16 protein-coding genes are annotated in these 19,757 nt (G+C 42.2%); 2 read left to right on the top strand and 14 right to left on the bottom strand.

Annotated elements, in window-relative coordinates; all coding sequences use genetic code 11:
* Positions 1 to 90: 90 nt before the first annotated feature.
* From NSQ50_RS14045 to NSQ50_RS14035, 3 genes are all read right to left on the bottom strand, one after another.
* On the bottom strand, positions 91 to 1,284 hold the full coding sequence (locus tag NSQ50_RS14045) for a metallophosphoesterase (protein WP_076129331.1): 1,194 nt from the start codon (positions 1,282 to 1,284) through the stop codon (positions 91 to 93).
* A gap of 152 nt (positions 1,285 to 1,436) precedes the next feature.
* Positions 1,437 to 1,847: a bacteriohemerythrin gene (locus tag NSQ50_RS14040; protein WP_051491008.1), complete on the bottom strand. Its 411-nt coding sequence runs from the start codon at positions 1,845 to 1,847 to the stop codon at positions 1,437 to 1,439.
* A gap of 135 nt (positions 1,848 to 1,982) precedes the next feature.
* Positions 1,983 to 2,852: a cation diffusion facilitator family transporter gene (locus tag NSQ50_RS14035; protein WP_076129330.1), complete on the bottom strand. Its 870-nt coding sequence runs from the start codon at positions 2,850 to 2,852 to the stop codon at positions 1,983 to 1,985.
* Between the two features lie 222 nt (positions 2,853 to 3,074).
* Here NSQ50_RS14035 and NSQ50_RS14030 point away from each other — a divergent pair, with 222 nt between their 5' ends.
* Positions 3,075 to 4,460: a PQQ-binding-like beta-propeller repeat protein gene (locus tag NSQ50_RS14030; protein ID WP_280775679.1), complete on the top strand. Its 1,386-nt coding sequence runs from the start codon at positions 3,075 to 3,077 to the stop codon at positions 4,458 to 4,460.
* Positions 4,461 to 4,497: 37 nt separating this feature from the next.
* Here NSQ50_RS14030 and NSQ50_RS14025 read toward each other — a convergent pair whose 3' ends face one another.
* Positions 4,498 to 5,001 carry a ferritin gene (locus NSQ50_RS14025; protein WP_076129328.1) on the bottom strand — a complete coding sequence of 168 codons (504 nt, stop codon included), beginning with the start codon at positions 4,999 to 5,001 and terminating at the stop codon, positions 4,498 to 4,500.
* Between the two features lie 127 nt (positions 5,002 to 5,128).
* Between NSQ50_RS14025 and nagZ the strand changes: the two genes are divergently transcribed.
* The gene (nagZ, locus tag NSQ50_RS14020; protein ID WP_076222632.1) at positions 5,129 to 6,427 is read left to right on the top strand and encodes a beta-N-acetylhexosaminidase; all 1,299 of its coding nucleotides are present in this window, start codon (positions 5,129 to 5,131) and stop codon (positions 6,425 to 6,427) included.
* 19 nt (positions 6,428 to 6,446) lie between these two features.
* On the opposite strand, the gene NSQ50_RS14015 is transcribed toward nagZ, so the two are convergent.
* The 10 genes from NSQ50_RS14015 to NSQ50_RS13970 all read right to left on the bottom strand — a co-directional run bounded on the left by NSQ50_RS14015 (position 6,447) and on the right by NSQ50_RS13970 (position 19,650).
* Complete coding sequence (locus tag NSQ50_RS14015) at positions 6,447 to 7,535, bottom strand: efflux RND transporter periplasmic adaptor subunit (protein WP_076129326.1); 1,089 nt, start codon at positions 7,533 to 7,535, stop codon at positions 6,447 to 6,449.
* 30 nt (positions 7,536 to 7,565) lie between these two features.
* Positions 7,566 to 8,945: an ABC transporter permease gene (locus NSQ50_RS14010; RefSeq protein ID WP_179087724.1), complete on the bottom strand. Its 1,380-nt coding sequence runs from the start codon at positions 8,943 to 8,945 to the stop codon at positions 7,566 to 7,568.
* Entirely contained in the window at positions 8,935 to 9,654 is a 720-nt protein-coding gene (locus tag NSQ50_RS14005; RefSeq protein WP_076129325.1) for an ABC transporter ATP-binding protein, read from the bottom strand. Before NSQ50_RS14005 ends, NSQ50_RS14010 begins: the two co-directional genes overlap by 11 nt.
* A 39-nt stretch (positions 9,655 to 9,693) precedes the next feature.
* Positions 9,694 to 12,291 carry a hypothetical protein gene (locus NSQ50_RS14000; protein WP_081386836.1) on the bottom strand — a complete coding sequence of 866 codons (2,598 nt, stop codon included), beginning with the start codon at positions 12,289 to 12,291 and terminating at the stop codon, positions 9,694 to 9,696.
* Positions 12,292 to 12,423: 132 nt separating this feature from the next.
* Complete coding sequence (locus NSQ50_RS13995) at positions 12,424 to 13,752, bottom strand: hypothetical protein (protein WP_076222635.1); 1,329 nt, start codon at positions 13,750 to 13,752, stop codon at positions 12,424 to 12,426.
* Entirely contained in the window at positions 13,749 to 14,837 is a 1,089-nt protein-coding gene (locus tag NSQ50_RS13990) for a DUF58 domain-containing protein (RefSeq protein ID WP_076129323.1), read from the bottom strand. Before NSQ50_RS13990 ends, NSQ50_RS13995 begins: the two co-directional genes overlap by 4 nt.
* A 3-nt stretch (positions 14,838 to 14,840) precedes the next feature.
* Positions 14,841 to 15,818, bottom strand: a complete 978-nt coding sequence (locus NSQ50_RS13985; RefSeq protein ID WP_076217909.1) for an AAA family ATPase — start codon at positions 15,816 to 15,818, stop codon at positions 14,841 to 14,843.
* A gap of 131 nt (positions 15,819 to 15,949) precedes the next feature.
* Positions 15,950 to 17,038: a GerAB/ArcD/ProY family transporter gene (locus NSQ50_RS13980; RefSeq protein WP_076222637.1), complete on the bottom strand. Its 1,089-nt coding sequence runs from the start codon at positions 17,036 to 17,038 to the stop codon at positions 15,950 to 15,952.
* Positions 17,039 to 17,059: 21 nt separating this feature from the next.
* On the bottom strand, positions 17,060 to 18,211 hold the full coding sequence (locus NSQ50_RS13975; protein ID WP_036678233.1) for a Ger(x)C family spore germination protein: 1,152 nt from the start codon (positions 18,209 to 18,211) through the stop codon (positions 17,060 to 17,062).
* A complete protein-coding gene (locus tag NSQ50_RS13970; RefSeq protein WP_411830555.1) occupies positions 18,208 to 19,650 on the bottom strand; it encodes a spore germination protein in 1,443 nt (480 codons plus the stop codon). Before NSQ50_RS13970 ends, NSQ50_RS13975 begins: the two co-directional genes overlap by 4 nt.
* Positions 19,651 to 19,757 lie beyond the last annotated feature (107 nt).

The following is a 19,757-nucleotide window of genomic DNA, read 5'->3' as shown; positions in this document are numbered from 1 at the left end:
ATACTACACTCCCCATGAGTTGTCAAAAAAAGAAGCTGCCTCACCTAGCAGATAAATCTGCTGATGAAACAGCCTCTAAATAAACTCACTTTAGATTAACACCGTTTTTGTGGAAACAGGCTCTTCACTGTATTTTTTAGAACCCTCCAGCATAACCTCCAGCTTAATGATCTCCGACCGGCTTGCTAAACGAATTGGGGGGCCCCATGTTCCATAACCTGACGACACGACTACATGCAAATTGTCCTTACGAAGATATCCCCAGTCCAGCTCGAACAAACGTTTAGTGATCCAGTGATTAGGAGCAATCTGTCCTCGGTGTGTATGACCCGAGAGTAGAACGTCTACCCCAGCTTGAGCGGCTACGTCGAAGCCTGTAGGCTGATGATCCATCATAATCACAGGACGTGTAAGATCAAGTCCTTCGAGCAAGGTGCTTACACTTTGTCTGCCACCAGCTTCCATCGTCTCGGCTGTCTTGTCTTTTCGGCCTACAATATACGTTCCTGCGACTTCTTCAACCTCATCTTGCAGGACCTTGATCCCAATACTACTCATCAAATCGGTATATTCCTTAATTGATCCACCATAATATTCGTGATTGCCCAGTACTGCGTAGACACCATAACGAGCTTTTAACTGTTTAATCTGTTCACTCATACTATTGCGGATAAAAGGTTCAATGCTGTCATCCAAGACATCTCCAGCCAGCAAAATCACATCGGGTTGCATCGCGTTCATTTGTGCCACCATTTTTTTGAGATGACGATTGCCCACGATATTCCCTAAGTGCAGGTCTGAAGCAACCGCGATCGTTAATGGCGTGCTGGTGCCAATAGATTTATCAATAGGTATGGAATGTGTGCGGATCACGGTACTCCAGGCGTTGATTGAACCCCAGACCAGAAAGACTGCCAGTAATATCAGAATTGTCCCGCCCGCTTCTGCAATGTAATAGGTACGATTGATTCCTGACCATCCCAGTATCACATATAATAGGTCTGCCAAAGGTAACATAATGATTGCAAATTCCATACACGCTAAATAATACGATCCAATCACTTTAAAGAATCTGGCGATCGGTTTAACCGATTTTGGCCATGGGATCATTCCAATGACATACGCAAAAGCGATCAGCATAAATAATGTCCAGAATACTGCTGACGAAACACCTGAAAACCATTCATGAATAAGTAACCAGCCGTGATAGCCAATGTAGAAATTAACAAGACCCAGAATGAGCAGCATAGCAAATCCTGAAGCTAACATTCGTAATGTTTTCATCGTTTCTCTCCCCTTTACCTAACTACTTCTCTACTTCTTATCTCAAATCATAACACAAACCGTTAACCCAGTATAAACTGCAATGCGGTGTTCGGAAAACATCGGAACTAAAAAAAGAAAATGCCCATCGGCATCTTCTTTGGAGGTTTATCTTATATCGCTTTATCACGTGTGGCCATACATTGACCAATCAGCTTATCGCATTTATTGATGTGATTTATCAGCCAGTCTGTTAACGTTCGATTAAGCTTGATGGTTGAGAGTACGGATACTCCCTTTGTTTTGACCGTTTCTTCCAATTCGAGAACTGCCTTCACGAAATCAGCATGCGTCTGACGATGTTCAGCTAGTTCAGGGAAGTTGATCTCCTCCATCAGCTGCTCTTCATTACTGAAATGTTCAATCGTGTATTCTTTTAAGAATTTCAGTGTTTCCTCAATCTTTTCTTTCCCTTGCTGATTACTGCATGCTTCAAAGAATTCGTTCAATTTCGCTAACAACTGTCTGTGCTGGCAGTCAATTTTTTCTACACCGATATCATATGAATCTTTCCAAGCGATCATGAAATCACCATTCCGTTTCTTGAAAATTACATTTCAATTTTATTTTCCACCTTTCTCCACAAAAGAACTATTAACAACATCACAGGTGCTTATATTCAACCATTAGCTGTACATATGGCACCTACTGATAAATCTCTACTTCATCACGGGTTCGATATGTACAAGTACATTGGAAACTTGGTGCCGGTCTTTTAACTGTTCTTCAATTTCTTCCGTAATATCATGACTCTGCACTACACTTAGTTGAGAATCCACTAGCACAGTTGTGTCTACTAATACGTTATTCCCATGGATACGGGCTTTGATATCTTTTATGGATTGTACACCATCAATTTCTGCCACAGTTTCTTTCATATGTTCAAGCTCTTCCGCATCAAATCCGTCCGTCAGATCATGCGTAGCTTTGCTAAAGATATCCCATGCCGTCTTACAGATGATTAGTCCGACAATGATGGCTGTAAGCGGGTCAAGCCAAGGAACGCCCAAGGAGGAAGCCACAATTCCGATAAAAGCGCCCACGCTAACTATAGCATCTGATCGATTATCCAGTGCTACTGCCCGCATTGCGTTACTGTTAATGGCACGGGCCAGCCTAATATTATACATATAGACAGCCATCATAACTACAGCACAGCCCACTGCCGTCCACGCCGCTATGAGATCAGGACTTTCCAGTGCTGGTTGAATAAATTTGTTCACAGCTTGGTACAAAACTTGAAGCCCTACCGCAATCATAATGAATGAAGCAATTAATGAAGCCACGGTCTCCGCTCTAAAATGCCCGTAGCTGTGGTTCGAATCCGGCGGTCTTCTGGAAATCTTCAGGCCAATTAGTACCGCGATAGAAGCAATAATATCTGTACTGTTATTCAATCCATCTGCAAGCAACGCTTGAGATCCTGAGACCGTACCTATGAACAGCTTGATAGCTGATAAAAAGATATAAGCAACGATGCTTAGCCAAGCTCCTTTTTCGCCTTGTTTAATGTCGTTATAAGTTTCCAAAAAAAGAACCCCCAAAGAATAGTATTGTTCTATACTACACTTTGAGAATCGGGTGGGTCTAGAGAAACAGTGTTGCTACGGGGCGCAATAGTTCCCTCTGTCAAATAGAGTTGCAAGGTCGTAACTGTTTTGCAGGACGCAACATAGTTTGCCCCCGTTCAACTTTGCTTCCATTCTTCTGGAATAGTAACTTTTTGCTATTTTTATTGTCTAATTATAGTAATGACTAATTCAAAGGAGCGTGGAGTGATGATTCAGTCTTTGCCGAAGAAAATTGTTACATGTTTAGCTATAGGGAGTATTTTAATTCCAATAACAAACAGTGGATCAATGTCAGTCATTTCTGCAGAAAAAGCAATTGTAAGCCTAAGTAACACTTATTACAGTGAAGTCACAGCCCCGATCCTAAAACCTGTTTGGTCAGCACAACTCGCCATTTTAAAAAAAGACAGAATCACCGGACAGGACATTACAGCACTCGCGGAAAACGGAAAGATCTTTGCGTTGCAGCGCAATGAAAAATTAACCGCAATGAATGCGGCAACAGGCAAAAAAATATGGGAGTTCGGAAGTGGATTAGCGCCGCTATTCACGTACAGCAATGGATTTATCTACGGTCTGACCCAAAGCGGCTCCCTATATGCCGTTAATGAGGCAGGTAAAAAAGCATGGTCGGCTTCCATAACACTCCCCAAAGCTACAAATATACAGCGTTTAGGATCTACTATTTATGTTACTCAAGAGGAACAATTAGCAGCAGTTGACGCCGTAACCGGAAAGATCAAATGGAAGGCTGTAGAGAAAAGCAATAACTTTACAGGCTTATCAGAGGTCATGGAATCAGATGGGGTCGTTATTCGCAGCTATCTGTCTCAAGGGGCCTTAACAACTGCTGGACTCGCCGCTTATGACAGTCTGACAGGAAAAAAACTATGGGACCAGACCCGGCAGTGGATGCCGTTAGCAGTGAAGGATGGGCTCCTCTACTCTATCACGAATACATTTATGATGGATGATGACCCGGTAAATCGAAAAGTCAAAGTATCCGTGTTCAACATAAAGACAGGTGAATTAAAAGGAGAACGTTTATATAAATGGACAGATACCGAGAATAAAGATGGTGTGTACAGTTATAATGGGATGAATGGAAACGCGTTTTTGGATGGAAAGGACTTTTACATCTTTCAGGGCAGTAAGTTTGTGAAATATGATTTCTGGAATTATTCTGCAGAGGGTAAACCGGTGCAAACCTGGGCCTCGATGGTTAAAGAAAAAGACTCTCCATTGAACCAAGTTTATCAACAAAGAATGTTATTTCAAAATCAAGATAAAGGTACTTTATCCGCACTTAAGCTAGGAACCGGCCAGCTTGTCGACCTCAATATTGGAGAGAATCCAGTGGTACAGACGGATCTGTTCGGAAACGTGGTTTATAGTGGACAATCTGATGGCCTATTTCACGCTTATGACATGTTAACTCTAAAGCCTATTTTCACTGTGAACACAGGCTCTCGTAACTTTGCCCCTTCCCTTAAAACTGGAGGGATGCTGATGATTCGGACGGATAATAAGCTGCTCGCGATTAAACTTCCTACCTCTATAAAATAAAAAAGCCTGATTTCTCAGGCTTTTGGGCTTCAATAACTTATTCAGCCGGAGCTGTAAAAGTACGTGCAGCAAACTCGGCATCCAGCATGTAGAAGGCGTTGCTATCTTTTTCAATTCGTTTCAGTTTACTGATGATGTTGCTAAAGAGTGCTTCTTCTTCTACTTGCTCGTCTATAAACCATTTCAAGAAATAAATCGTCGCATGTTCACGCTCATCCAGAGCAAGGTCAGCCAAATGATAGAACCGTTTAGTGTTCTGCTGTTCATGCGCGAAGGCATGTTCAAAAGCATCTAACATCGAGTTATATTCGTTCTTCGGCTCTGGCAGTGCTTCTAGCGTAGCACGGTTATCCCGGTCGTTAAGGAATTTATAAATCTTCATGGCATGGAACCGTTCTTCTTCGGCTTGAATTAGAAAAAAGTTTGCAAATCCATCCAGACTTTCGCCGGAACAATAAGCAGCCATCGCTAGATAAACATGAGCGGAATAAAACTCGAAATTCATCTGTTCATTAAGTGCTTGTACTAATCCATCTTTCATTGGACCGTCACCTCATTATTCAAATTTAATATGTAAATATTTAAGTTTATCTTATCACCGTGCTTCTAAGTCAGCAAGGATTCCTCTCCCAATATCTAATTTAGCTAACGAAAGGACGACTATTCAGATGATTAGATTCACCCGTCACAGCCTAAAGCCTAAGACTTCCGGTACACTCTTCATTATTGCAGCTATGGTGTCACTGTTCCTCATTGCTGGCTGTTCTAATAGCAGCAGTAATTCACAGTCCGAAGCTACCGATTCACCGACCTCCCAATCCACACCTGCACCAACCACCAGCTTGGCTCCCACCCCCTCAGCAGTCAGCGATCCAATTGCTCTTCAGGTTGCTGAGATGACTTTGGAAGAAAAAATCGGACAAATGCTCCTAGTTGGAATTGATGGAACTGTCCTTGATGAGCAAGCTAAAAAGATGATTACCGAAGACAAAATAGGTGGAATCATCCTCTATAAGGACAATATTAAAAGCCTGAAAGGGATGATCAGTCTTATCAATTCTATGAAAAAGAGTAACACTGGCAACCCTGCCCCACTATTCATGAGTGTTGATCAGGAGGGTGGAAAAGTCAGCAGGATGCCTAAAGAATATGCTACATTCCCTTCTAACGGAACAGTGGGTGCAAGTAATGACGCTGCTGCTGCCGAGAAAATGGGAAAGCTGCTCGCAAGAGAAGTACGTTCAGCCGGATTTAATATGAACTTTGCTCCCGTTCTCGATATCAATAGCAATCCAGACAATCCAGTCATCGGAGACCGGTCGTTCGGCAATGCTGCTGACCAAGTCATTCAACTAGGGATTGCCGAAATGAAGGGAATTGAGAGCGAAGGCGTCGTTCCTGTTGTCAAGCATTTCCCAGGACACGGAGATACTTCTGTCGACTCCCATCTGGATCTGCCGATTGTGAACAAAACAGCCGGTCAGCTAGCTGACTTAGAATGGCTCCCCTTCCAAGCAGCTATTAAAGAGGGGACGGACGCCGTAATGGTCGCTCATATTTTGTTTCCAAAATTAGATCCAGACAAACCCGCATCCTTATCGCGTACCATTATTGGTGAACAGCTTCGAGATGAAATGGGCTACCAAGGAATCGTAATTACAGACGATCTAACCATGGGAGCCATTATGAAGAACTACGATCTGACTACAGCAGCAGTAGATACTGTGAATGCAGGTAGTGATATTCTCCTTGTCGCTCACGGCTATGATAATGAAAAACGGGTCATGGACTCCCTCTTGCAAAACGTAAAAAACGGTAAGATTCAAGAAACACGGATTGATGAAAGCGTCTATCGGATCTTAGCCTTAAAAGCCAAATATAACCTTTCCGATGAGCAAATTCCGGTTCCTGATCTTACCGATCTTAATAAAGAGATTAACGTTTGGCGTCAAACGATTGAGAAGTAAATCTAAGCGTTAGTCATTGTTACTGAAGAACAACAACATCTCCAACCTTCAACCCAGAGAGAACCTCTGTTTTGTCCGTAGTTTCCAGACCCACTTCGATGTCTTTTCGTTCATATTGCCCGTCCCCTTTATCCAGCATAACGTAGGAGAGGTCTCCTTCATGCATTACAGCTATGCTGGATACAACGGTGGCATTTTCTTTGCGAACTGTTTCAATTTCTCCGTTTAAGCTTAAGCCACCGATCAAATGCTCGTCAGGCTGCAGCGTGATAACCACTTCGAATTGAGGAACCGAACTGGCAGTAGCATTCTGACCTGAAGCTGTCTTTGCAAATTTCGCTACCTTCGTAACTTCTCCAGATAACTTCAAATCTTTTATAGCTGTCATTTTTACGTCGACCTTCATGCCTGTCTTTATACGGAAGACGTCTTGTTCACCTACAAGAGCAATGAATTCTAGCTTGTTCATATCTACTATTTTTCCGATATATTGATTATCTGTCACTGTTTGCGGAATTTCGCTTGCACTGTCAAATAAGAAAATGCCGGTTGCCGGAGCATAATAAAGTGCTGTTTTGAGTTTGGCTTTTTTCTCTGTTAATTCGCGTGCTTGTATTTCGGCATTGACCTGATTAAGCTCGTCCCCTAGCCGTGTTGCTTCTTGGGCTGTGAGTGCTTTAATGCGTTCTGCTTCAGTCGCACCAAGGGCTGCATTCTCCTCGTCTTGCTGGCTCACAAATGCATTCAGCTCTGCTTCCAGCTTTGCTTTACGGATGGTCGCCTCTTGTGTAGCAATCTCATTCTTCAAGGCTTCCTGATCGAGAGTAAACAGTAAATCACCTTTTTTGACCTGTCCACCGTTCTCAACCTTCCACTTTGTCACCTTTGAAGCATATGGAGCATAAACAAGCGTTTCTTTCTCATAATTAGAATTACCTTTAACTTGTATGGAATTGGTAATGGTCTCCTGTGTGACCTCAAAAGTTATGGCTTGTGGGGGTTCAACAGGCTCTAACTGCGCTTCAGGCTTATACATCTTACTATATAGAAAATAACCTGCTGCAATTATAATCAGTACCAATACAATCCACTTGATTCTCCTCTTCATCACTTTGGCTTCCTTTCAACTTAAAAATAGCTAATCCCGTTTAATCGCCGTGAGTGCATTCGTTCTGGATGCACTGATCGCCGGATAAATACCCGATAATACCCCTGTCATTACCGCAAATGCGATCCCTACCGGAAGAGTCATCAGAGGAATATAAATCACCAAAGGCTCGCCTCCACCCATTCCTGAAGAGTTACCGATGAGCTTATTAATTCCTAATACAATCAAGTATGAAAAGGCTATGCCGAGCAATCCGCCCAACATCCCGAGCAATGCCGCTTCTGTAATGAACATATTGCGGATCTGACCCATATTGGCACCTAACACTTTCATAATACCGATCTGCCGTCGTCGTTGATGAGTGGACATAGTCATCGCAACGATAATGGAGATCGAAGCAATAATCAGAATAAACACACCTATACCGAGAGCTGCTTTCTTGACCATGCTGAAGGTATCAGCGAGTGCCTCTTTTTGATACAAATTCGTGCTTGTTGTTAAGGTGAGTTTCTGAATAAGCTTCTCTAGTTCCACGATATTCTCAGTGCTGTCTACCTTTACAATCGCTGAGTTATAGACACCCTTTTGCCCAGCGGTTCCACTCGATAGCTTCATTTGTTCTACAAGCCGCTCGCCAGTCTCTAGTGACACATAGATCTTCTTGTCGTACATAGCCATATTCTCGTTCGTTCCACTCGGGTTGTCGAGGATTCCCACCACTTGAATCGGTGAGCTAACTAACATCCCTCCGGTTTGAGAGGCGGGATCAAAAGACTGTAATTGAACCTGCTGCTTGTACATATCTGTTGGAAGCATGCTTAAGCTGTTGTACTGTTCCATCAACTTATTGTTATATGGATCTGTACTCAGTTGTTCAAAAAGACGCTGCCGAGTTTCGTTATCAATCAGTCCAACGGTTGCACCATAGTTCAGTACAGCCATTCCTACCAAATCAGAAGCTCCGCCTTGTTTGAATTTCTTATCATATTTCGTTAACAAGCGTAGGTCCGTTCCAATAAGCTGTACATCTGTTATTTTATTATCGATAGTCAACATCTGTATGTACCCTAGCTCTTGAAAGGGAGCTGCTGCAGTTACATGCCGCAAGCCTTTAATAATCTCCAGCTTTTGCGCCGTCAGCCTGCCGGGATCAAGCTTTTCATTGGCCGCAGACGATCCGCTGCCTCCTCCTTGGGAGGGTATTCCTCCGTTGGGAGAGACCGTAATTTCATCCATTTTGAAATTGCGGTTGATTTCCCGCTCCGTGTAGCTCTGTGCGGAGTCTCCTATACTTAATGCAACTATGATTGCAGCACATCCAATGGATATGCCAGCCATACAAAGACCTGTGACAACTTTCCGCCGTTTGACCTGTTCCCAAGCCAAGCGGGAAATATCACTAATCCTCAATGAGTATACCCCCTTCGAGTTCAGTATTCGAAGAAGTTTGGTTTTCAGTAATCATATATCCGTCCCGAAGCGTGAATATCCGCTGCATTTGCTCCGCGACTTTTAGCTCGTGAGTTACAACTATGAAGGTGGTCTTCATCTTCTTGTTCAGGTTAAGCAGGATATTGATAATTTCTTCTTCTGTCTTCGAATCTAGGTTTCCGGTTGGTTCATCTGCAAAGATAACAGATGGTTCCGTAATCAAGGAGCGTGCAATACTAACACGCTGCTGCTGTCCGCCAGACAGCTGGGAAGGGAACAAGTCGGCTTTATCAGGAATGCCGACTCCTTCCAACAATTCTAAAGCTTTTTGTTTACGTATAGAGGGTGCAACGGATTGAAAAACCAGCGGCAGCTCTACATTTTCACGGACTGTCATGCTAGTAATCAGCTCATAAGCTTGAAAGATAAACCCGATATTTTTTCTGCGAAATTCCGATAGCTTATTCTCACTCATCTTCACGATATCTTGATCGGCAATATAAATATGGCCTTCCGTAGGTTTCATTAGTCCTGCCATCAGATTGAGCATCGTTGACTTACCGGAACCCGAGCTCCCCAGCAGTGCTACCATCTCCCCCTCTTTCACAGAAAAGTCAATTTGATGAAGCACTGCTGTAGTTTCATTACCGTTTTTATAAGAATGCGTTACATTTTCCACTCGCAACATTGGAGCTGCTCCTCTTCGTACAATAATAGATATGAAATGCTATTTCTCAGTTACAACTGCTCTATCAATCTTGATGTTATAAGCTTGACTAGCCAGCTCGATCCGTTCGCCTTGGAATTCATCGTACAGCGTGATCCGGTAGGTTCCTCCTGACAAATTCTTATACATATTATTGCTAAAGCTTGCTGTATACGAGTTGTTGGTCCCTTCAAGAATATCGGTGCCAATGTTCAAGCTTCGTTCCTGAGATAGACCATATGGATCCGTCATTTTGAGGACCAGCTTATGCGTGAAGGTTCCCATATCATAGCTGCTGTCACGAAGAAGATTGTAATTCATAACTATATTTATAGAGTCACTGCCTTGTAGTGAGCGCCCTTCCGAACTTAGAACGGACATGGTATACGGATAAATGGCCACCTTCGTCAAGTTCTTCTCAGGTGGTGTAGTGACCGGATTTAATGACAGTGAAGCCATATTAATAAATCCAGTGGATTCCTGACCGGGTTCCGTCAGTTTATTCCCAGTAATCCCTGGCCCAAGGAACAGACTTACATCAGAAGCATTAACAGCCTTGGGAACCTTCGCCCAGAAGGTGATTAATTGCTTACCGCCTGGAGTAGCAGACGTATCCGGCTGATTGGCTGTAGCTTCGAATAGCTGACCATCTCCCGTTTTGTAATAAGCTTGGAGGCGAGCCATTTTGCTTTGTCTTTTCTCTTCACTGCTCAGAAGCAGCTCTGTGTATACGAGATTGGAGTTAAGTCCTTCATAAATAATGGTTTTGTTCTCTTGCACTTTTGCGTTCTTGCCTTTACCAGAGATAACATAACTTCCTCCAGTTTCAATAGAAGCTACAGCGTTCATCATGCTGTTCGTAGTAACTGACAGGAACGAGCTTTTCTCTTCTTTTACCATAGAATAAAGATTTAATTTTAATTTATCGAACTCTTGTGTATAAGGAATTTTGGCAAACACATAGATTTCAGCGTTTTTACCGGGCCCAATCGTTGAAGTTTCCTTATCCATAAACAATTCCGTTGAAGATGACATGTCCTCATTGTCTACCTGAACAGCTCCCTTTAATTCCGGCAGAGACAAGGCAACCGATTGGGTATTCGTAATATTTAATCTGGCAACAACGATATCATCGTCTTTCCATGGAAAACGCTGCAAGGAAACTAAACTATAAGTAAACGTCCCATATTCATTTGTTGCTCTATATTCCATACCTTTCTGTATCTCAGGACGCAAGGTATAGGAGATCGTAAAGTAAGCAACCGGAACCGTTAGTTTAGCTGTGTTACTCGTAGCGACATTGGTTCCACCAGTGCTTCCAGTTGCTGCACCTTCTCCAGTAGTTCCCGTTTCACTATTATCTGGAGCAGAAACAGCCTCAATCATCTGCAATTGCAGTGAATTCTGTTCTACCTCAAGGGGTACCTGTGCGGTAAGCGGGATGATTTTTTCCTCCAGCGGTTTTATGGTTAATCCGCTCAAGCCCTTAGAATTGATCGGAAAGGTTGTCCCCGTTGAGGATTTGACAGCAAGCTCATAAGAAGGTAACGTAACGGCTGTCTTTCCTGTATTCTTCACTCGCAGCTGAAAAGTCCAGAATCCCTTATTGTTCTCTGCGTATACGGTTGCGTTATTTAATTGGGTTTCAACCGTATTGTTATTGATGGTAATTTTCTTGATTACACCTTTGCCAACTACCAGATTTGGTGTAGTAGCCGCAGGCAGCTTGTACGAGGATTTGGCAATCTCCAGCTTCAGCGCCTCATCCTTTTGGGTGAATTGCAGTTTCATATTCTCCGTCTTCATATACGAAGGAATTTCTGTAAGATAATAAATGGTTTTTTTCTCTTGGGGCTGAATTTTATAACTAAGCTGAGAACGGTCAAGGGCTAATTCATACGAGCTTCCCCCTGCCGAGACCAAATATGCTGCGTAACCAGGATCACTTAATACTTTGCTGCCTTTATTGGTCAAGCTTATGCCCACCTTGGCATAAACCTTTCCGCTGTATTTGTAGAGCTCCAAGGATTCACTTTTAGCAATAACCGGAATGTCATTCATTGTAGTGCTTACATTTTTTCCGTTTACAGCGGTTGGCGAATAGTTGGCGGGTATATTAAAAGTTCCTACTTGCTTGAGATACCCCTTGGTTTTGGAATCCCAAACGTACATTGGAATCTTGATACCTTTTAACGAATTTACCTGGCCGACATTAACATAATATGTAACGCGCAAGCTTTCGTTAGAACCCACTTTTTTCTTAGTAGCGTCCGCACTTAGTGGATTCCCTGGAATAACAGAGCCGCCAGAGGTCATAACTCTCGAAAAATAATACAGTAGGCTAGCACTTTTGCTGCTTCCATTCGAATAGTTAATTGTATAAGTTAAAATATTGCCTCCAGGCTGTGACCAAATATTCACATCTTCCAGTGTAGCTTTGATATTAGCTCCTAAAGAAACGGAACCCAGATTACTAGGAGCTGTTACAGTTGCAGCAGCTACCGCCGATTTTGGCTGAACAGAACTAACTGCAGCAGCCGAAGCGGTATGCCCTGTCAACTGGCTTATGACAAAGGTGCTTAAGAGTAAAACAACATATGTACTGCTATGCTTTCTCATTGACTTCCCTCCACGAGTATTTTACTAGAATTATTATAGTGGTTAGCACAGATCCAATTGTATCCATGTTGTAACTCTTACAGGTCTTTTGTAACCTATTTGTTCCAATTTGCATATATTCTGAAAATGATTCTATAATTTCAGTTGATTTTTCAAAGCTGCAATATCAGAAGCAGCAGGCTCGTCTTCTCCGTATCTAACTTTTTCATATATTTCAATCAATTGATCTGCTGCTAAAGAATCATCATCACCCTTACGTTTATGCTTGCTACGATCTCCCCATAGCAAAACATCCCTTTTTGTTTCCTGCGGCGTAAGATAACTTTTCATTTCATAACCGTTATCGCGCTTTATATTAAGCCACCGCCGATAAAGCCAACGGACACGTTCCTGCTCGCCATTCATCTGATCCCAGCGATCCTTACGATGTTTTGAAGGAAGACGAGAGCTCCAGAAATTTTTTAACCCTCGAACGGTTTGTTCCCAAGTAAAGACGCTTTTCTCCTCGTCAAGATATGCTGTATTATTCTTAGGGGTATGTTCCCTACGTAACATCGATAACAATGCATCTATGACTTTCCGCCACTTTTCTCCAGCATTTCTGTACAACCAGCGAAGTGCATAATAGGCTACAAATCCCAATAATACCGCCGCCAAAATATAAAACCCGTATTCTAGTATAATAGCTAGCCAGCCACGCTTTTGCTCGCCAACTGGTGGTAACATCGGAGTTGCTGGCGGCAATTCTGCTGGCGGAGGCTCTGGTTCTTTTGTGCCAGAAAATAACTGATTAATAAAATTGAAAAATGAGCGTAAGAGTCTCCATACCAATGATCCTATAGCTTTACCGACACCTGCCGCTAGTACAGCTGCAATAACTCCAATTACAATGACATATATACGATTATTCCGTTGTATCCCTTTGGGCAGCGTTTCATTCTCTTCAGTAAGTGCGCTGTATCGTATATAGCTGCTATTAGAAATAAGTAAAGTCAGTATTAAATACAGACTGCCACACCAGGTCAATAACGGCACACTTAGCTCCAATTCAGGAACTCTATGAAACGCTATAGTTGCCACAAAATAGATTATTATACCTATCCAAAACATTCTGAATCTATTATTTCTAGAGTCTACCGTCATCCCTAAGAATGTACATATAATTCCAGCCACACCTAAGGGAAGGCTTTCGATGGATAAACTCCCTGAAGCCACACCTAATAATGCCCCGAGGATTAAGGCGGCAAGTAATTGCTTCCATCTTACATTGCAAAAATTGCGCAAAAGAATGCCTGCTAAAGCTAGTATAGGCAGCGCAATCAACCATATTTGTTCATCTTGTTGGGGCAACAAATAAATCTGAAATAGAACCCAAACCGGTAGAAATAGCAACAATTCAATAATAGACCACAACCAGAGTTTCACTGTTTCCCTTACATAGCCAGACAACGTAAGCTTCATGCGCTCTCTCTCCCTTGTTCCGGAATATCCAGCCATTCCACACCATTGCCTTGCTGCATTAGGAGATCCGTCGCCTTTTGCAATTCTGCTCCCCTATGGCAGCTTATGATTAGAAAGTCTGTGTCACTAATTCCACTCTCAACCTGCAATTCCAATAGTCGACTCATAGGAAGTGTTCTATCCAGCTTCAGCCTTGCCAGGAGCTCTAACATATCTTCGAGCTGAGCCATCGGCTCTGCTTCAATTGGATCTCTTTCGCCAGCATCGTCCAATCTGCCATTACAGATTAATCCGGTCTCAATTCCATGCTGCATTGCGTATTCAGCTATAGTCGCTGCATATCTTATTCCTTGCTCGATTCGTTCCACATCAGTCACCGTTCTCCACATGGAATCACTGTCCTCTATATTCAGACAGATGACGAGCCGGGAATCAGCCGTGTAATCTTTTTTATGAACCTGCATAACACCAGTACGTGCTGTAGCCTTCCAGTTTACCAATCCCATAGAATCTCCTGAGCTATATTCACGAATGCCAGCAGTCAGAAAAGGGTCTTCAACGATCCATCTTTTCACAGGAAGCTCACCCAGCCAGCTATGAATGGGCAATGGAAGCTCGTCTAGATTCAGCAGAACGGGATAGATCAACAACTCTAACTCGAGTGGATATGTTTTGTTTTTTCGAGTCAAACCAAATGGATCTCCCGTTGTCATAGTCACGGATTCTAAACGATATAAACCACGACGCTCACATGTCACTTGATGCCGTCTTTTAATATGACGATAAGATTTTAAATAGAATAAACTAATATGATTCTGAGAGATTTCTCCTGTACTAATCCCAAGATTATCCTGACTTCCAAATTCCAGACCTCTCGCAATACTAGACTCCAATCGGAGCCACGGCAAAGGAAGAAGCTTCGCATTAATGATCTCCTCGATCATCTCAATACGTTCTCCTTCATAAGCAGTCTTACTTGAAAAATAACGAGAATAACTAAGCGCTTTCAGACCATTCCGTTTATAAATGTCAGCAAGAAGTAACACCAACGCCACTGTAATGAAAATGAACCAAGGCAAAGCCATAGGTCATTCCACCTTTCCGCCTCTTAAGGACGTCACGGGTTCAGCAGGCACCTCAACTTCACGAAGCACTTGCAATACAATATCCGCGGCTTGTCCCTCTCTTGAGCCTAATCCCCGATGAAGCAGCAGACGATGTGCAAGCACGGAAACAGCCACGGCTTTGATATCATCCGGTGTTACATAGGATCTGCCTTGAATAAGTGCATATCCCTGAGCTGATCTAAGCAACGCGCCACTGGCACGTGGACTCGCACCCAGTTTTACTGCCGTAGATTTGCGTGTAGCTTCCGTTATCCGTACGATATAACCTAATAAATCATCACTGATACTTACCGATGCGGCTAAACGCTGTGCGGCTTGAATATCTTGTGCCGTTGCTACAGGAAAAGACTCTTCGAGCGGATTATTCTCACGAAAACGCTGCAAAATATGTATCCCTTCATCAAAGGTAGGATAACCCGTAGTAATCCGCATCAAAAATCGATCTAATTGAGCCTCAGGCAGTGGGAAGGTCCCTTGGTTGTCTATCGGATTCTGAGTAGCAATGACAAGAAACGGTGCTTCTAATCCGTGCGTTACCCCATCGATAGTAATTTGCCGTTCCTCCATACACTCCAGTAGGCTGGATTGGGTTCTAGGTGTTGCACGATTAATTTCGTCAGCCAGCAGTATATTAGCAAATACCGGACCTGGTCTGAACTGAAACTCTCCCGTCTTCTGATTGTAATAGTTGATCCCGCTTAAATCGGAAGGCAATAAATCCGGCGTAAATTGTATGCGCTTAAATGAACAATCCAATGATTTGGCAAGAACCTTTGCCAGCAAGGTTTTACCCGTACCAGGTACATCTTCCAGCAAGACATGTCCATTCGCAAGTAATGCGGTCAGCAGCAGGTCTACTCCCTCCTCTTTTCCTACAATGACTTTGGCAAGATTGGCCCTAATAGATTTGATAAGTTCAGTTACTTCTTGAAGATTCATGTGAATACACCATCCAATCTGAGGATAATTATGTAATAAGTGCTTTAATCATAACAGAAAGCGTACCCGATTTATAATTCACAAAAAAAGCACTGTCCATAATTAGACAGCACCCGTCTTCCATTCGATTTTCATTTCGCAGTCTTATGCCGATATCGAAAAAAGGCTACAATCCCATAATAGATGGGTATGCTTTCAACGATTAGCCAAATGATCACAATGGCAAAGCTTTTGTAGTGTTCGTAATATCTGCCGACGTCGCGTGAATATAAGTATGCTATTGTCACTGAAGCCAGTGTTAAAAGGGGAACGTAAAATTTTTTACTATTAGTATTAAACAAACTTGCTACACATTTTGAAGCTACATAGATAAGGAAAGCGCTGTGAATAAACATCGAAGACGACCATATTCCAATCAAAAGCGGGTCAGTATTACCTAATAAATTATCTTCTTTTGAACTACGCACCATCTCAAGAAAAGGATATTGGAGTTGCTGGCCTAAATGTGGACCAAAACTCATCATTGTCAATAACCATCCTATTAAGACCGTAATTGAAACATAGAACTGCGCAAATACTAATCTTTTCATCATTTTCGCTTCAATTTTTAAATCAGGTGCAATGAACAAAAGCACAATCCATTCTCCAAACCATGACATGACCACAATAGAATCTTTCAGGGCGATTCCAGGATCATGATAATGAAAGAAAGCAGGTACCATATTAAAGTCCGCGTTCGAAAGGAACAAATTAAATAAAATGATCGTGGTTATTAGAAAAATAATAAATAATCCGTCGGCCATATATGTAATCGTTACAAAACCTAGACTTGCTGTGTACATAATCACCAAACCAATTACAAGCTGAATAAACAGCGGCGGAGTTCCTCTTAAATAATTTGAACCAAAGAATAGTACAAAGTTCTCTATATCGTAAGAAACATAATAAACACACCAGCATAGTAGGACCAGTAGCATAAATTTATGTGGCCATTTGCCAATGATCTCTTTTCCAAAGTGAACCCAAGCTTGATTAGGTCGCAGCTTACCAACATAGATTGTAAACCATAATAAAATCAAGCCTAATAAAGAGCCAACTATTAATGCAATCCAGCCTTGATAGGAGGAACTAGCAATAATAGTTGGAATCAAAAAAATGGTGGTTTGTGAGCTGAAAAAAATAGTGATAAACCGGAACAGCTGCCACTTTGTTGTACGCATAACTTTTCATTCCTCAGTTCTTTATTTTGCTGTTCCAAAATCTACAATGCGAAAGTCCGTTGCCACCTTAATATCTGCCTCGTGAGTGTAGTAATTATCCCAACGTTCTCTTACTTCCTTCCAAAGTTTCGGATCATTCCATTCCAGTAACATGCCGAGTTGTAGAACATCCGCACCTGCTTCTTGGGATAAACGTATAGCTTCGGTCAGATTAGCAGTAATTTTATCGCTTAGTTTCTCTGTAATGATATTACTGATCTCTTCTAGATTTCTTTTCTTAGGGTCCCTTAAATAAATCACACTAGCTTTTCCTTTTAATTTCACTGTGAACACTGGGCCTTTATCCGTTAGTTTTACTTTCTTTGAAGCTTTGGTGCTAACAAATACAACACTTGCCGCACTTTCTCCTCCATCCCAGGTAACAGAATAAACCGACAGCTTAAGCTTGCCTGCGGCCCATGCCAATGCCCTACCTTCTTTAAGCTTTAGTATTCCCTTCATTTTCTCATTCTGAAACAACATGGCCCCTTGAATGCCTGCCCAATATTGTGGTTTACCTTCTTTTGTAGTTTCCTCTTTTTTACCAAATGAAAGATTATTTATAGCAAACCCAACTCCAGATGCCTCGGCGAACAAGCAGTCCTTGATTGTAGTTGAAAACATATATTTTTCTGTTCCAAAGCTCATTAGTACATCAGAAGGCAATTGTTCGTAGATAGGTGTTAATGTATTCATCTCTTTGGCACTGCCGGGACTCGCCATGACATAGGTTCCAAGGGGAAGGGCTGGCTCTCGTCTAATCCATAACAGAAGTTCACCGATTCCTTGTTCTGCATAAGCTTTCCCTAAGACGATTATTTTTAATTGGGAAAGACTAAGCTGACGTGTTAGGTCTTTTTGGACTAGTAACATGGCATCTGCTATCGTATCTGCGGTCTTGGAAACTGTAGAATAACTATTTCCATCGCCGCCACCACTAGCGGGTTGGCTTGATGAGTTAAGACGATTGGGCAAAGGAGAGTTAATCGTAATTTCAACGGTGCCTGCTTCTTTGCCTACATCTATAAACAAGCCGTATACAAAGGTTAATTCGTCCAGTTCCACCTTGGACGACCAGCAGCCTGTTACATTTAGGAGTAGAAGTATAACAACTCCAATTTTTAGAGTTCTCATTTTTGTTTCTGTCTCCTTAGATTCCTGTTGCTATAAATATTGCTTCGTTTCTTCATATAGTTAGAGGGAAAACGAGATAATGTGTCCTTCCAGTCTTGTAACACCAAAGGAGCAACGGGTTGTAAATACGGTGAACCTAACGGCCTAAGATTAGCCAGATGCCCGTAAATCAAAAAGGCTGTAATATATACCCCGAGTAATCCCATCGTCCCCCCCATAATCAATAAAGGGAAACGAAGTAAACGAAAAGTCAAACCCAGCTCATAATGGGGAATGATGTAGGTGGCAATTCCGGTAATAGAAACAACAATGACCATTGGAGCAGATACAATTCCTGCTTGTACCGCAGCTTGACCGATGACTATACCCCCAATAATAGAAACGGTCTGGCCCACAGGCTTTGGTATTCGGGTTCCAGCTTCTCTAAGGGCCTCGAAGGTAAGCTCCATGATTAAAGCCTCAGTCAAGGCTGAGAAAGGAATATTCTCTCTGGCAGATGCTATTGTAATTAACAGGTTTGAGGGAATGATCTGAGGATGAAAGGTTGTAATCGCAACATAAAGCGATGGAAGAATCATGGATATGATGGAGAACACAAATCGAACGATTCGAATCCAGCTTGCTGCATAGAAGCTTTGATAATAATCCTCAGAGGATTGTAGCATTGTAAAAAAAGATGTAGGTGCAATCATTGCAGTGGGTGTGCCATCCTGTAATATTCCAATCCGCCCTTCCATTAAAGAAGCTGCCACCGAGTCGGGGCGTTCTGTATATTGAAATACCGGAAATGGTGTCAAGTTCCCCTTCCGCAATTGTTCCGATATATAACTAATGCCCAATATTCCGTCAATTTCTATTTCATTTATTTGCTTTTCAATTTCAGCAAGAACTTCTTTTTTATAAAGACCTTCAATGTATACAACATACACATCGGTTTTTGTATATTTACCAATCGTATAATGAATAGTCTTTAGATCCGGATGTTTAATTTTGTGTCGGAGCAGGGACAGATTCGTTTCAATATCTTCAATAAATGCCTCTTGAGGTCCAATCACCACAAGTTCATTTTGTGATTCCGTGACCGATCTTTTCTGATATTGCGTGATCTCAAAATAATAAACATAAGGAAGCTCTTCAAAACAAAGCACTACTTTTCCAGCGACGATCAGATCTACAGCCTTGTTTAAGTCAAACTCCTTAAGATACGGGATTGGAAAAACAGCTCCTCGATCCAGTCGTTCTAAAAAATCAGACCATTTGTGCTCTGAATTTGCTTCATTTCTTAGCGGCAATGCAATATCCTTATGAAGACTCAGGGAATTCACAATGAATGGGATATAGATCAAGTGGCAGGAATGCCCGTGAAGGCGAATGGATTGAAAAACTGCATCACTAGATCCCTCTAGTTGTTCTTTAATTGTTTCAATAATTCCAGACATCTGCGGCATACCTCCAAGATTGTGACTTGTTAATCTGGCTTAGTTTGCCAATGAAATGGAAGGTTTATTCTTATATCAGAGCAAAAAGGCATGAGTCCGGTATAGTA

Origin of the sequence: Paenibacillus sp. FSL R10-2788 (genome assembly GCF_038003885.1) — a bacterium.
GTDB classification, from domain to species: Bacteria; Bacillota; Bacilli; order Paenibacillales; family Paenibacillaceae; genus Paenibacillus_AQ; species Paenibacillus_AQ odorifer.
Note: the sequence above shows the minus strand (reverse complement) of the source record. Positions and strands in the feature narration are given on the sequence as shown.